Source organism: Campylobacter corcagiensis (assembly GCF_013201645.1).
Classification (GTDB): domain Bacteria; phylum Campylobacterota; class Campylobacteria; order Campylobacterales; family Campylobacteraceae; genus Campylobacter_B; species Campylobacter_B corcagiensis.
Genome location: NZ_CP053842.1, coordinates 296,144 through 309,835, shown reverse-complemented (window position 1 = coordinate 309,835; position 13,692 = coordinate 296,144). Strand labels below are relative to the sequence as shown.

Below are 13,692 nucleotides of genomic sequence, written 5' to 3'. Positions count from 1 at the left end.
GATATAAAATGGCTTTACCTTTAGTTGGTGCATTACCTGCAATCATATCAGGAATTGGTACAGCGGTTGCTTTTATTATAAAGTTTTTTAAAGATAAAATTGTTTGGTTTCTTTTAAAGCTTCCTTCTTTTATGGCTATCATTTTTATAAATGGTATTTTGTTTGTATTTCTTGTTTTATATTATGGTGCAATTATAAAAATTTTACTTGATGTTTACGGTTTTATAGATCAGTTTTTGGATTATTTAACTTTTAAAAATACAAATTCAGAAATTGCAAATATGGTAAGGGATATGTTAGGAGCTTCTTTATTTTTTCAAGCTTTAAATGATTCATTAAATATCTTTAAGCTTGTTGTTTCTAGTGTTTTTATATCTTTTGCTTATTTTGTTGGTACAAAAGCTTTATTGTCTTTTAGAAAATCAATATTATCTTTAGTGATTACAACTATTTAAAATGGCTATTTCATATATAACAGGCATTCCAGGAAGTGGTAAAAGCTACTTTGCAGTTTATCAAATTTATAAAGAATTTTTAGAATCTCCAAAGAAAAAAGGTTTTTTAAATTTTAAAAAACAAGAAGCCAAAAAAAGCAAATATGAGTTTTTATACACGAACATAAATCAGTTTAAATTTGAGTTAAAAGACAACTTTATACCCTTTGATAATACAGATTTTAATTTTAAATTAAATCAGCTTTATGAAGTTTATAAAAGTACTGACGGAAAAGATGACGCCCTACTTATAGAAAAAGCCAAAGAATTAGATTTATATCAGGTTTTAATCGTCCTTGATGAAGCACACAATTTCTTAAACGATAAGGAAGATGAAGTCCTTAAATGGTGGTTAACATACCATAGACATCTTTATCAAGACATAATTTTAATAACACAAGATTTTAGTTTAATAGCAACTGGATATAAATCAATAGCAGAGTATTTTTATAAAGCAATTCCAGCTCAACTAAGGCTTTTTAAAAATAAATTTAGGTATCAGCAATTTTCATCCTATAAGCTTTTTGATAAAGATTTAGTCAATAGAAAAGGTATCCATATACCTATACTTCCTGAAGTATTTGCCCTATATCATAGCGGCGATAAAACTTCACAAAAATCATTTATTAGGCGTTTTATCCTTATTGGTATTTTAATTTTTATTGTTTTATTCATAGCATTTAAATTTTTCATAAGTAACATAATTCTAAAAGATGCTCCTAAAGATAATGCTATAAAAATAGATGAAAAAACAGAAATTTCAAATAATGAATTTTTAAACTCTGTAAATATTACAGATCAGCCATATAAAAATAGATATAAATTTACATATCAATTCTATTGCATAAAAGGGTATTGCAACTTAAAAGGTGAAAAGGAATTTTTACCTTATGACATTGTAAGCAATATAGTTATTGATTCTAATCCTGTTTATGCAAAAGAAGTATCAAGCTTTAAAGATATGCAAATTTATATCTATGTTTTTGAAAATCCAGTTTTTGATTTTCTAAAAACAAATTTACAAGGAGTATCCGATGAAAAAAATAGTTTTAATTCTAGCTTTGTTGACTTTTAGTCTTGCTAAACAGCACGAAATTAATCTTTATAATTTTGCTGACGCTGTTGCTACTCATAACAATACACGTATTTTAATTAGTGGCGATATTGAACTAAATAGTTTTTATTTTTATACTAATGAAAATGAACCCACTCCAAGTTTAGAAGTGTTTAGAAAAATGCTAGAGCTTAAAGGCTTAAAGCTCTTAACTTCTAAAAAAGGTTTTTACTTTGTATATAGTCCTTATCAAGCAAAAGAAGAAAAAGATTATATAGATTTTGAAGATTATATAAATGGTGGTAATTCTGTTGGTTTTAGATCTTATTTAGAAAATGAGATCACAAAAGAAAAAATTAGATATGTAAAATTAAAAAATAACTCTTATTTAGAAGTTAGTCAAATTTTAGAAAATGTAGATAAAAATTGTACTTATATTGCAAAGGATAACGCTGTATCATTTTTAGCAGATGATGACTTATATTCTCAGGTCTTAGAAGCAATAAATAGTTTTGACGATAAAAAGCTAGATCAAGTAACTTTTAAAGTTACCATTCTTGAAACTGATTTAAATAATGCTAGAAATTTAGGTACTGAACTTAATAGTTTACTAAGTATTGTTGATAAAGGTGATTTAGGTTTTTTTGTAAATTTGATATCAGCTCCTTATAATTTATCTACAAATGTCATCAGATCTAAAAAAGATAAATTCTATGGAGTGTTAAATTTCTTAGACACAAATAACATAAGCAAAATAAAAAGCTCTCCATTTTTAACAGCTAAATCAAATACTAGCGTTTATTTTAGTGTTGTTGAAAATATTCCTTATTTGGTTACCAATTCACAATATACACAATCAGGTACAAGCTCTCAAAACTCTTACGAGTATAGAGATGTAGGCTTAAAGCTTACAATTAAGCCTATTATCTTTGACGATTATATAGATTTTGATTTAAATTTAGTATTTGATAGCCTAGTAGATCAAAACTCCCTAACTCCAACCACAAAGAAAAAAGAGCTAAAAAGCAATTATACACTTAATAAAGGTGATGTTTTAGTTCTTAGTGGTATTAATCAAGAGAATAAATTTAAGTACAGAAGTGGTGTTCCTGTATTAAAAGATATTTGGCTTTTAAAATATCTTTTTAGCTTTGAGTTTACAAAAGAAACGGCAAATGTTTTAACTATAACAATAGAGGCGATATAAAATGAATGCATATAAAAAAGAAGGTAAAATTTATCTTTTTAACTCTAAGTATAAAAATTTTAATTTTCCATATACAATAACATCAGAAATTAAAAAGATTGTAGATCAAAGATTAGAAGAAAGTATTAATTATTTAAAAAACAGTTTTATTGAAATTGACGGTATAAAAGAAGTAAGTTTATTTGATGTTTCTATGGGTGCAAATATTCAACCTAAGAAATATCACGCTGAACTATATAACAGAATAAAAACAATGCGTGATATTGCTAGTAAAAAAGGTTTTGATACTCCTGTATTTATGACTCTTACTCCACCTAGTTATCTAAAGCCACTTAAACAAATAAAACTAAAATCTAAAAATACTTATAAGCTTGTTGATAATCCTAAATTTTGCGGAAGTGCTAATTTTATAAAAGAAAGTAGAGATTATTTAAGCGATGTTTGGCGTAAATTTTTACAACAACAAATTTTTAAAGATATAAAAAAAGAATTCAATGAAAGAATGATTTATTTAAGAACTTATGAGCCTTTTTTAGATGGAAGTACACACGCTCATATTGTTTTATTTATCCCTAGTAAATTTAAAGAAAGATTTTTAAAAATTGCTAAAAAATATTTTAAAACAAAAACAGATATAAAAACAGAGTTTAACGGAGATATTGGCGGAGTTGTTGCTTATTTATTAAAATATGTTTTAAAGACTTTTAAAAATGGAATAAGTGGAGAGTTAAGCGATATAACATATTGGTATATTTATTATGAAATAAGGCGTTTTTCAACGAGTAGAACAGTTATTCCCATGTACCTTTATAGAAAAATAAAAGGAAGAGAATTTTTTCAAGACCTTGAAGAAATGACAAATTTATACAATGATGGCTATATAAGTTGTGATTTAATAGCAGATCCTTTTAAAATGTCAAATTGTGAAAAAATGCTATGGAATGATTACAAAATAGATGCTATCGTCGTTAGTGTAAATGGTTTTTATGAAACTATTCATTATGTAGCTTATAAACGCAATGAAAATGTCAAGGTTGTTTTTCCTGATAAGAAAGTAGGAATCAATGGCGAACAGGCTAAAGTAAAATCACTTGTTCCTATTATAAAATCATCTATAAAAACAGATGAAGAAGTTAAATCTAATTTTTTAGTTTCTTGGACGCAAAAAACTTATAGTGAAATGAGTGATTTAGAACTTTTTGAATATTATACTCAAGTATATCATGGAGATAAATCCGTTGTCCAACTTGCTATTTTAGAAAACTATCTTTTATATCGTGGTTTTGGTCGTTTGGTTGGTATAGATGAAAGACATAAGATCACAGATGAAAATATGGAAAATTTAAAAGAATATTTTCAACAAGAAAAAATGATTATGGAGTTGGATTTTTAAAATGGATTTTTCTTATTATTCAAATTTATACTTAAAACTAGGTCGTAAAGATTGGAAAAATTCAACCTATGAAAAAAATAAAGGTATTGTTAAAAATCGCCTTAATGTTTTTAATGATATGGATATAAAAGAGATTAAGCCATCAAATTTAAAGCTTTGGCTATCATCTATTGACGATGTTTCAGGCAAAAGCAAAAAACACTATTTAAATAGTCTTAATATGATTTTTAATCTTGCCCTAGAAGATGAAGTTATATCTAAAAATCCAGTTATTCATATTAAAACACCCCATCATATAACCCCTAGAATAGAGCCTTTTATCGATGATGAAGTTTGTGAAATTTTACAATATTCTAAAAAGTATAATTTTAATTTTCAATTGTTTGTTCATATTGGGTTTTATACTGGTCTTAGAACTGGTGAAATTTTATCTTTAAAAATTGATGAAGTCGATATTAAAAACAAGATCATAAGTGTAAATTCTACTCGTTCAAGATTTGGCGAAAGCTCACCTAAAACATTAAAAAGTATTAGAAAAGTACCTATTTTAGAAGTCTTAGAACCCTTGCTTATAAAAAAACTCACTACTCAAAAAAATCAAATTTATCTTTTAGAGACTCAATATAAAAAGCCTTATCGGGATAGTTATATATTTTTAGGTTTTTGGACTGAAATTCTTAAAAATCTAGGTATCAAATATAGAAAGCCTTATAATATGCGTCACACTTACGCTACCGCTATGCTAAAAAATGGATATGTTACCCCTGTAAAACTTGCTAGTTTAATGGGGCATTCTAGCCCAAAGATGATTTATGATGTTTATGTAAATTACCTTAATTCAAACTTAAAAGAGTTTAATAGAAAAATGGATTTATATTAAATGCCTAGGCAGGGGGCGGATAAGTCTTGTTAAAAAATTCCTTCAAATGTCCTTAAAATGGTATCTAGTGGCGGACAGAGAGGGATTTGAACCCTCGAAGCCCGATTAAGACTTGCACCCTTAGCAGGGGTGTGGTTTCAGCCACTCACCCATCTGTCCTTTAAAAATAGAAAAGTAATTATATCTTTATAAAGCTAAGAAAAGCCTTAAAATTAATAAATTTAAGGCTTTTCTTTTACAGACACCATTTTTGCAACTATATCGCCAAACAAAAGCACATCTTTTAAAATCGCTCTATTTGCATATCCTTTTTCATTAATGCTTAAGTGAAGCTCACCTTTGCTACTAGAAAAAATATCTTGATTTATGTAAGCTATATATGGCTGAAACTGCGTATTTAGCGACTTTTGAAGCTTTTGTTTTTGTTTGCCATCTGGGATAAAAATATCAACCCTGCCATCTTTATCGTTTGCCCCAGCTGCTATTAAAGCAAAGCTATTAAGATTGTTTGGCTTTATTTTTGAGAAGTTAAAGAAAAGCGTTAAAAGATCGTTTTGTGCATAATAAGACAAAATTTCATCATCACTTTTTGATACTCCAGCATTAGTATCTCCTTTAAATTTAGTAAAGTGGATTTGCTTTTTTCTTTGATTAAAGTTAAAAATTTTATATTTAAGAGTTCTTTTACCCTTTTTATCTCTTTCTACTTTATGGACAAATTTCTGTGGCAATAAAAAATCTCTATAAATTTCGCCTGTGCTATAAAAATACTCACGCCTTTGTCCACTTAGCTTATCTATAGCCCCAATTGCCTTAGCGTCCATAAATAGCTCGTAAGTGCTGTTGTTATCGTATTTTATAAGTCTAGTTTTTGCTTCGCCAACCTTACCAAAAATGCCAAAACTTATCTCAAAAATAGCCTCTACTTCGCTAGAGAAAATAAAATTTAAAGCCAAAGCAAGAGCTAAAATCACTCTCACTCAATGCCTTTTAAAATTTCAAAAGTAGCTTTAAGTGGGTCTTTTGCCTCATAAATAGGTCTTCCAACTACGATAAAATCACTTTTTTGAGACTTTGCCATCTCTAAATTTGCTACTCTTACTTGATCATCACTGCTTTTACCAAACGGGCGAATTCCAGGTGTTAAAGTGATAAAATTTTCACCCGCAACATCCTTTATCATAGCACTTTCAAAAACTGAACAAACCATGCCATCAAGCCCTGCGTTTTGAGTAAAAATAGCCATATTTCTTACAGCTGAGTTTATGCTCATGCCATAAATTTCACTAAATTCATCATCGCTAAAGCTCGTTAAAGCTGAAACACTTAAAACAAGTGGTTTAGAGTTAAGCCTAGAAAGCCTTTCCATCACAGCTACCATAGCTTTTTTACCGCTACTTGCGTGCAAATTTATCATATCAACGCCTAAATCTGCACAAACTTCACACGCATCAGCCATAGTGTTTGGAATATCATAAATTTTAAGATCTAAAAAAACCTTAAAACCCATATTTTTTAAAGATTTTACAAAACAAGCTCCATCTCTAAGATAGCTTCTAAGTCCTACTTTTAGCCAAATATCAAGACCTTTAAGCTTCATAGCAAGGTCTAAATTTTGCTTTTTAGTTTCCATGTCAAGGGCTACACAAAGTTTCATTTGCTCTCTTTTCCAACTGCGTCTAAAACAGCATTTATAAACTTAGGGCTTGTATCACTTGCCATCTCTTTGGCAAGTTCGATTCCTTCATTTATAACAATAGGAGTATCAATCTGGGTGTGTAAAATTTCATACGCTCCTAGCCTTAAAATCGCTCTTTCAACCACGCCAAGTTCTTTAACTTTATACTCATCAAGGTGAGCATCAAGGCTTTCATCAAGGCTTTTTATGTTATTAACAACGCCTTTAAAAAGTGATTTTGTAAATTCTCTTTGCTTATTTCTTATCTTATGCTCTTCTAAAAACTCATCTCTAAACTCATCTGTATCATTTCCCATCTCTTTTGCATAAAGCAGTGAAACAACTGCCTGTCTTACCTGATGTCTTGTAGCCATTTACTCTCCTAAATTTTTATACAAATTTATAAGCTCAACTAGCCCAGTCATAGCTTCAAAGCCTTTGTTTCCAGCCTTGCTTCCAGCTCTTTCAATTGCTTGTTCGATCGTATCAGTTGTTAAAACTCCAAAAGTTACAGGTTTTAGGTAGTTTAAACTCACATTTGCGATGCCTTTTGTTGTCTCAGCACTTACATAATCAAAATGTGGCGTTGAACCTCTTATCACCGCCCCAACGCAACAAACTGCATCGAATTTACCACTTTCTAAAGCTTTTTTTAAAGCCATAGGAATTTCAAATGCTCCTGGCACAAGGATAAGAGTTAAATTCTCTTCATTTCCACCATGCCTTAAAAATGCATCTTTTGCACCTTCGACTAGTCTATCAGTTATTATATGATTAAACCTTGAGTTTATAATCGCAATTTTTTCACTTCCATTAAGTGATAAATTTCCTTCTAATATTTTCATTTTTTGCTCCCAAAATTAAAATTTTCATTATAGCAAATAAATATTCATATTTAGATTAAAGAGAGCTTTTAAATTTATATAGCTCTTTTTATAACTAAATCCCACTATATAGGAATTTATAAATAAAATGGCAGAAATTTAATAAGTAAGACTTATATATCTAAAGCATTTTTGATTTTAAAAGTATCTTCTACAACCTTTTCAAGTTCGTTTAAATTTAACATATTTGGTCCATCACAAAGTGCTTCACAAGGATTTATATGCGTTTCATAAAAAAATCCATCCACACCCACAGCTGCGGCTGCTCTTGCTAAGAATGGTACAAATTTAGCATCCCCACCACTTTTACCATCAAGCCCTCCAGGCATCTGCACAGAGTGCGTCGCGTCAAATATAACAGGAGCAAACTCACGCATTATCGGCAAACTTCGCATATCTACAACTAAATTTCCATATCCAAAGGTGCTACCTCTTTCACAAAGCCAAACGCCGTTTTTCTTTGCTATTTCGTAGCCACCTTCTTTACTGTTTTCACTAGTTACGCCACGAGTTTCAAGCACCTTTTTAACGCTATGTTTCATCTGATCTGGAGCTAAGAATTGCCCTTTTTTGATATTTACTATCGCTTTTGTTTTTGCAGCAGCGACTAAGAGATCAGTTTGACGGCATAAAAAAGCTGGAATTTGTAAAATATCAGCTACTTCGCTAGCTGGTTTTGCCTGAGAGCTTTCGTGAATATCAGTTAAAATTTTCATACCAAACTCACGCTTTACTTCATCTAAAATTTTAAGCCCTTCTTCAAGTCCAGGACCACGAAAACTCTTTATACTTGTTCTATTTGCCTTGTCAAAACTACTTTTAAAATAAAAATCAACCCTTTTATCTTCGTTAAATTTAACGAGTTTTTCAGCAACTTTAAAAATTAAATCCCTACTTTCAATCACGCATGGTCCTGCTATTAAAACCATTTTATTCATCAAAATTCCTTATTTTTTGTTTTGTGTGGCAACTATAACGCCACTTATAATTACTATGATTATACCCAAAAATGCTAATAAATTTGGTAAATTATCACCCATAAAAAAGCCTATTATCATAGAAAATATTATATCTGTATAACCTATGGCAGCAACCGTTCCAGCGTGTTTTGAAGCGGCATATGCTTTTGTCATGTAGCTTTGAAAAACAAGACCGCTAACGCCCATTAAAACTATCCAAAGCCACGAAATTCCACTTGGCATTATAAATTTAGCAAACATAAAGTCAAAAAACGCTGGAGTGTTTACAAACTCAGCTACAACCATACAAAATACCGGTATCAATGTTCCTGATAGCATAAAAGATAGCACGATAGTTTTGGTATCATATGATTTTCTAAGTTCATGAACGCTAAGGTATGCAAAAGCTGCTAAAACACCATTTATTAATCCCATCGCGTGACTTATTTTAAAGCCCAAATTTGGCTGCATGATAAGTAAAATTCCAAAAAATCCTAAAAATATACCAAACCACGCTTTAAAACCGATCTTTTCACCAAAAAATATCACGCCAAAAAACGCTAAAAACATAGGAGCTGTTTTTGCAAATGTAAAAGCTTCAGCAAGACCGATAGTAGCGATGTTATAAAAAAATGCAAGCATTGAAATGGTACCGATAAAGCCCCTTAAAAAGAGCATTACAGGCTGACCGCCTTTGTTATTTGTGCCATACTTGTAAATTCCAAAAACAACTATGCCAAGACCTACAACATTTCTAAAAAACGAAACTTCAACCGAGCTCATCCCACCAGCACTTACAGCCTTAGCACAAGCTCCAGTAATAGCAAAAAATAGTGATGCTACAGTCATATAGTAAGCACCGATATTGTGTCTTATAAATTTTTTAATATTCAAAATTTCTCTCCTAAACGAGATTATAGTATAAAATTACTTAATTTCAAGGAAATTTAGGGTAACAAATAGTATAATTAGCATTTTACTCAAGGATAGAAATTTGACAAAAGTTATACTAATAGGTCGCCCAAATGTTGGCAAAAGTTCACTTTTTAACCGCTTAGTTGGTAGGCGTATAGCCATTACTAGCGATATAGCTGGAACAACTCGTGATACAAATAAAGAAATTTGTGAAATTTATGATAAAGAGTGCGTTCTTATTGATAGTGGTGGGCTTGATGATAGTTCTGAGATTTTTAAAAAAGTTAGAGATAAAACTCTAAGTGAGGCAAAAGAAGCTGATATTGTACTTTTTATGGTTGATGGTAAATTTATGCCTCAAGATGAAGATAGAGAAATTTTTTACTCACTTTTAGGACTTCAAAAACCAACAGCACTTGTTATCAATAAAATAGACAGCAAAAAAGATCAAACAAGAGCTTATGAATTTATAGAATTTGGAGCCAGCAATGTTTTTGAAATTTCAGTTAGTCACAACACTGGCATCGATGAGATAAAAGATTTTATCTATCCTTATATAAAGGAGAGTTTAAAGGCTGACACAGAAGAGAGTTTGGATGATTTTTTAGCAAATTTTGATGAAAATGGCGAAATTTTAGATGATGAAATTAACCAAAATGAACCGATAAAAGTAGGAATTATAGGGCGAGTAAATGTTGGTAAAAGTAGCCTTTTAAATGCTTTAGTAAAAGATGAAAGAAGCGTTGTAAGTAGCGTAGAAGGCACTACAATTGATCCTGTAAATGAAAGTTTTGTATATGAAAATAGAGTTTTTGAGTTTGTAGATACTGCTGGAATAAGAAGAAGATCAAAGATAGAAGGCATTGAAAAATTTGCACTAAATCGCACCCAAAAAGTTCTAGAAAATACCGATGTTTCCTTGCTTGTGCTTGATAGCTCACAACCACTTAGTGAACTTGATGAGAAAGTAGCAGGAATTGCTTCTAAATTTGAACCAGCGATGATAATCATCCTTAATAAATGGGAAAACAAAGGTGAAAAAGAATTTGATGAAATCTCACGACAAATAAGAGATAAATTTAAATTCCTAAGTTATGCACCAATTATTAGCGTATCAGCTCTCGATGGCAAAAGAGTACATAAAATTTACCCTTTAATACTAAAAGTTTATGAAAATTTCACTAAAAAAATAAAAACTTCACAATTAAATGAAGTTATAAATGAAGCAACTATTACTCACCCGCTTCCACACGAAAAAGGTAAATTAGTTAAAATTTACTACTCTGTTCAGTTTGACACTAAACCTCCTAAAATAGCCCTTATAATGAATCGTCCAAAGTCACTTCACTTTAGCTACAAAAGGTATTTGATAAATAAAATTAGAAGCAGCTTTGAACTTGAAGGTACGCCAATTGTAATCGTCGCAAGAGATAAGAAAAAACAAAAGGATGGTGATGAAAAAGAGGAATAATATCGTTCTAATAGGCTTTATGGGAGTTGGTAAAGGCACCGTGGCAAGGGCTTTATATAAGCTAACTGGCAAATTTGCTATTGATTGTGATGATATGATAGAAAGCCTTGCGAATATGAAAATTTCTGAGATTTTTAAAACCAAAGGCGAAGATGAGTTTAGAAAAATGGAGTCTGATTTGGCTAAATTTTTACTAAAAAATGTAAACAATGCCATAATTTCAACAGGTGGGGGCTTTTATAAAACTAAAAATTTAGAAAAACTTGGAGAGATTGTATATTTAAAAGGCGATTTTGATTATATTATTAACCGCATAAAGGCTAGCCCAAATGCCACTAAAAAAATAGCCAAACGCCCACTTCTTAAAAATTTAGAAAAAGCCAAAGAACTCCACAGTCAGCGTGATTTGCTATATGCTAAAAAAGCTGATATCACTATAAATGTTGAAAATAAAACGCCAAAACAAATAGCAAAAGAGATCGTAAAAAATCTTAAAAATACCACATCGCTTTAGCTAGAAAAACTATAATAAAACACAAAATCAGCCCGATTAAGTGAGAGTACTTGCCAAATGGGTCTGGTTTTTTAAGAAATCTAACATAAAAAACTGAGATAAAAGTGATAATTATCAGTAAAAATAGAGTTATAATTTTTAGCGACAAAAGAGTTTGAAAATTTGAACTAAAAAAGCCCTTATCAAAGCCGATATAATGACTTCCAAGATATACCCCGCTAATTAAAAGCAGTAAAAAAGCAGTGCCAAATACAGCCGCACTTCCTTTTGTATAGGCCTTTTTAACATCTACTAAAATCTTTTCATCTATGCTTTTTTTAGCAAAAGGCAAAATACAAACATCAAAAAATAGATATCCAACAAAAGTTATCGCACAAAAGATATGAATAACCAAAAAGCAAAAATACATCCCTAGCCTTAAAATTTTATTTTATTATACAAAATTTATCGTACTAATGCATTAACCTTAATCAAGTAAAATCTTATAAATTTAAGAGATTAAAACAGAAAGGCATGTATGAAAGAAAGTATAAAATGTCCAAATTGTGGTGAGATTATCGATATAGCCAAAAGTATATCAGAAGGTATCAAGCGTAAATTTCAGCAAGAATTTGACCAAAAACTAAATGAAAAAAGAGCAGAGTATCTAAAAGCTGTAAATGAGCTTAAACAAAAAGAGCTAAATTTTAGTCAAAAGCTAAAAAATGCAACCGATGAAGCTCTTAAAAAAGAAAAAGATATTTTAGTAAAAGAGCTAGAAGCAAAATTTAAAGATGAAAATCTGCTTAAATTTGAGACCTTAACAAAAGAACTAAATGAAAAATCAGCAAAAATCGCAGAATTTAACAAACAAAGTGCTGAATTTGAGGCACTTAAACGGAAATTTTCTGAGATGGAGGCTGAATTTAAGGCTAAAAGTGAACTTGAAATTTCAAAAAGATTAAACGAAGAAAAAGAGCGTCTTAAAGCAAATTTACTAGAACAAAATGAGATAAGATTTAAAGAACTAGAGTCAAAAAATGAACTAAAACAAAGAGAACTAATAGAAAAAAATGAGTCTCTTATAAAGCAAATCGATGAGTTAAAACGCCGCTCAGATGTCACTTCACAACAGCTTCGTGGTGAAGTTATGGAACTTAGTATTGAAGATTATCTAAAAGAGAAATTTATATATGATGAAATTTCAGAGGTTAAAAAAGGCTTTAAAGGTGCTGATTGCCTTCAAATAGTAAATGCTCCAAATCTTCCAAGTTGTGCTAGGATTTTATATGAGAGTAAGCGAACTAAATCTTTTAGTAGTGAGTGGATAGCTAAATTTAAAGCTGATATGATAGAAGCTGGTGCGGATGCTGGTATTTTGGTCACTGAAACTATGCCAAAAGATATGGATAGACTTGGAATAATTGATGGCGTGTGGGTATGTTCGTTTGCAGAATTTAAAAGCCTTTGTGAAGTGATGAGAGAAAGCGTGATAAATATAGCTTTTGCAAGTAAGCGTAGCCAAAATGCCACAAGTAAAATGGGAATGCTTTATAACTATCTAACTTCAAATGAATTTAAGATGCAAGTTGAGAGCATAATATCTAGTTTTGTAAATTTACAAGCAAATTTAGACAGAGAAAGAAGATCTATGGAAAGAGTTTGGAAAGAGAGGCAAAAACAGATTGAAATTGCTCAAACTAATGCTATTTCAATGCATGCTTCAATAAGGGCTATAGCAGGAAATGACGCTATTGAAGGCATTGAAATTTTAGAACTTCCATATGATGAGTAGTTGTGATATAATTATGACAAAATTTTAAAAGGATTGATATGAAAAATTTAGTTTTTACGCTTTTTTTAGGAGCTTTTTTGGTAGGATGTGCTAATAACCCAACTCCATCAACTAATATCCAAAAACCAACCGAGAAATTTAGTCAAGCAACAGTTATAGAAAAAGTGGATGAAAATAGTTATATCATTAAGATAAGTGACAAAGAATTTAACGCAGTTTCGTATGAAAATTTTAGAAGTGGCGATCAAGTTATAGCAAATTTTGTAGGTCAAAATACCATATATATCAGACCTGCTAGCTCAGTGGGTGGTAAAACTTTGCTTATAAAACCAGCAAAAACAGAGGCTGTAAACTTCTAGGATTACTGAGTGTTTACCACTTGGAAGTATAATTCAAAATGTAAAAACAATAATTAGAACTTCCTTTCTTAAATAGGACTTAACTTTTAAGTTGAGTCCTATTTTTTTAT

At 30.3% G+C, this 13,692-nt stretch carries 16 protein-coding genes and 1 tRNA gene; 9 read left to right on the top strand and 8 right to left on the bottom strand.

What is annotated here, in order from left to right; all coding sequences use genetic code 11:
• Positions 1-8: 8 nt before the first annotated feature.
• From CCORG_RS01710 to CCORG_RS01690, 5 genes are read left to right on the top strand one after another with little or no spacing between them, the layout of a single operon-like run.
• Entirely contained in the window at positions 9-455 is a 447-nt protein-coding gene (locus CCORG_RS01710; RefSeq protein ID WP_025803149.1) for a hypothetical protein, read from the top strand.
• 1 nt (position 456) lies between these two features.
• Entirely contained in the window at positions 457-1,569 is a 1,113-nt protein-coding gene (locus CCORG_RS01705; RefSeq protein WP_025803150.1) for a zonular occludens toxin domain-containing protein, read from the top strand.
• Entirely contained in the window at positions 1,529-2,755 is a 1,227-nt protein-coding gene (locus CCORG_RS01700) for a type II secretion system protein GspD (protein ID WP_025803151.1), read from the top strand. The genes CCORG_RS01705 and CCORG_RS01700 overlap by 41 nt, the downstream gene beginning before the upstream one ends.
• A 1-nt stretch (position 2,756) precedes the next feature.
• Positions 2,757-4,148 (top strand): replication endonuclease, encoded by a 1,392-nt coding sequence (locus CCORG_RS01695; RefSeq protein WP_025803152.1) that lies wholly within the window; start codon positions 2,757-2,759, stop codon positions 4,146-4,148.
• A 1-nt stretch (position 4,149) separates the two neighbouring features.
• Positions 4,150-5,028 (top strand): tyrosine-type recombinase/integrase, encoded by an 879-nt coding sequence (locus tag CCORG_RS01690; RefSeq protein ID WP_025803153.1) that lies wholly within the window; start codon positions 4,150-4,152, stop codon positions 5,026-5,028.
• 68 nt (positions 5,029-5,096) lie between these two features.
• Here the strand turns inward: CCORG_RS01690 and CCORG_RS01685 are convergent.
• The 7 genes from CCORG_RS01685 to CCORG_RS01655 all read right to left on the bottom strand — a co-directional run bounded on the left by CCORG_RS01685 (position 5,097) and on the right by CCORG_RS01655 (position 9,443).
• A tRNA-Ser gene (locus CCORG_RS01685) sits at positions 5,097-5,187 on the bottom strand.
• A gap of 62 nt (positions 5,188-5,249) precedes the next feature.
• Positions 5,250-6,008 (bottom strand): hypothetical protein, encoded by a 759-nt coding sequence (locus tag CCORG_RS01680; protein ID WP_025803154.1) that lies wholly within the window; start codon positions 6,006-6,008, stop codon positions 5,250-5,252.
• A complete protein-coding gene (pyrF, locus tag CCORG_RS01675; protein ID WP_025803155.1) occupies positions 6,005-6,685 on the bottom strand; it encodes an orotidine-5'-phosphate decarboxylase in 681 nt (226 codons plus the stop codon). The genes CCORG_RS01680 and pyrF overlap by 4 nt, the downstream gene beginning before the upstream one ends.
• A complete protein-coding gene (gene nusB, locus CCORG_RS01670; protein WP_025803156.1) occupies positions 6,682-7,080 on the bottom strand; it encodes a transcription antitermination factor NusB in 399 nt (132 codons plus the stop codon). The genes pyrF and nusB overlap by 4 nt, the downstream gene beginning before the upstream one ends.
• A complete protein-coding gene (ribH, locus tag CCORG_RS01665) occupies positions 7,081-7,551 on the bottom strand; it encodes a 6,7-dimethyl-8-ribityllumazine synthase (RefSeq protein WP_025803157.1) in 471 nt (156 codons plus the stop codon).
• Between the two features lie 152 nt (positions 7,552-7,703).
• Positions 7,704-8,528 carry a 3-deoxy-8-phosphooctulonate synthase gene (gene kdsA, locus CCORG_RS01660; RefSeq protein WP_025803158.1) on the bottom strand — a complete coding sequence of 275 codons (825 nt, stop codon included), beginning with the start codon at positions 8,526-8,528 and terminating at the stop codon, positions 7,704-7,706.
• Positions 8,529-8,537: 9 nt separating this feature from the next.
• A complete protein-coding gene (locus tag CCORG_RS01655) occupies positions 8,538-9,443 on the bottom strand; it encodes a DMT family transporter (protein WP_025803159.1) in 906 nt (301 codons plus the stop codon).
• Positions 9,444-9,543: 100 nt separating this feature from the next.
• Here CCORG_RS01655 and der point away from each other — a divergent pair, with 100 nt between their 5' ends.
• Both der and CCORG_RS01645 read left to right on the top strand, forming a co-directional pair.
• Complete coding sequence (gene der / locus CCORG_RS01650) at positions 9,544-10,935, top strand: ribosome biogenesis GTPase Der (RefSeq protein WP_025803160.1); 1,392 nt, start codon at positions 9,544-9,546, stop codon at positions 10,933-10,935.
• Positions 10,919-11,449: a shikimate kinase gene (locus CCORG_RS01645; protein WP_025803161.1), complete on the top strand. Its 531-nt coding sequence runs from the start codon at positions 10,919-10,921 to the stop codon at positions 11,447-11,449. The genes der and CCORG_RS01645 overlap by 17 nt, the downstream gene beginning before the upstream one ends.
• On the opposite strand, the gene CCORG_RS01640 is transcribed toward CCORG_RS01645, so the two are convergent.
• On the bottom strand, positions 11,427-11,858 hold the full coding sequence (locus tag CCORG_RS01640) for a trehalose-6-phosphate synthase (protein ID WP_025803162.1): 432 nt from the start codon (positions 11,856-11,858) through the stop codon (positions 11,427-11,429). The two genes, CCORG_RS01645 and CCORG_RS01640, sit on opposite strands and share 23 nt — an antisense overlap.
• 108 nt (positions 11,859-11,966) lie before the next feature.
• Between CCORG_RS01640 and CCORG_RS01635 the strand changes: the two genes are divergently transcribed.
• Positions 11,967-13,223 carry a DUF2130 domain-containing protein gene (locus tag CCORG_RS01635; RefSeq protein WP_025803163.1) on the top strand — a complete coding sequence of 419 codons (1,257 nt, stop codon included), beginning with the start codon at positions 11,967-11,969 and terminating at the stop codon, positions 13,221-13,223.
• 38 nt (positions 13,224-13,261) lie between these two features.
• On the top strand, positions 13,262-13,582 hold the full coding sequence (locus CCORG_RS01630; protein WP_025803164.1) for a hypothetical protein: 321 nt from the start codon (positions 13,262-13,264) through the stop codon (positions 13,580-13,582).
• The last annotated feature ends 110 nt before the right edge of the window (positions 13,583-13,692 follow it).

What these genes read in the sequence shown, in the direction of transcription:
- CCORG_RS01705 (WP_025803150.1), top strand. Translation starts at nt 457, where the DNA reads ATGGCTATTTCATATATAACAGGCATTCCAGGAAGTGGTAAAAGCTAC.
- pyrF (WP_025803155.1), bottom strand. Translation starts at nt 6,685, where the DNA reads ATGAAACTTTGTGTAGCCCTTGACATGGAAACTAAAAAGCAAAATTTA.
- nusB (WP_025803156.1), bottom strand. Translation starts at nt 7,080, where the DNA reads ATGGCTACAAGACATCAGGTAAGACAGGCAGTTGTTTCACTGCTTTAT.
- CCORG_RS01635 (WP_025803163.1), top strand. Translation starts at nt 11,967, where the DNA reads ATGAAAGAAAGTATAAAATGTCCAAATTGTGGTGAGATTATCGATATA.
- CCORG_RS01630 (WP_025803164.1), top strand. Translation starts at nt 13,262, where the DNA reads ATGAAAAATTTAGTTTTTACGCTTTTTTTAGGAGCTTTTTTGGTAGGA.
- kdsA (WP_025803158.1), bottom strand. Translation starts at nt 8,528, where the DNA reads ATGAATAAAATGGTTTTAATAGCAGGACCATGCGTGATTGAAAGTAGG.
- CCORG_RS01640 (WP_025803162.1), bottom strand. Translation starts at nt 11,858, where the DNA reads ATGTATTTTTGCTTTTTGGTTATTCATATCTTTTGTGCGATAACTTTT.
- CCORG_RS01645 (WP_025803161.1), top strand. Translation starts at nt 10,919, where the DNA reads ATGAAAAAGAGGAATAATATCGTTCTAATAGGCTTTATGGGAGTTGGT.
- ribH (WP_025803157.1), bottom strand. Translation starts at nt 7,551, where the DNA reads ATGAAAATATTAGAAGGAAATTTATCACTTAATGGAAGTGAAAAAATT.
- CCORG_RS01690 (WP_025803153.1), top strand. Translation starts at nt 4,150, where the DNA reads ATGGATTTTTCTTATTATTCAAATTTATACTTAAAACTAGGTCGTAAA.
- CCORG_RS01695 (WP_025803152.1), top strand. Translation starts at nt 2,757, where the DNA reads ATGAATGCATATAAAAAAGAAGGTAAAATTTATCTTTTTAACTCTAAG.
- CCORG_RS01700 (WP_025803151.1), top strand. Translation starts at nt 1,529, where the DNA reads ATGAAAAAAATAGTTTTAATTCTAGCTTTGTTGACTTTTAGTCTTGCT.
- CCORG_RS01710 (WP_025803149.1), top strand. Translation starts at nt 9, where the DNA reads ATGGCTTTACCTTTAGTTGGTGCATTACCTGCAATCATATCAGGAATT.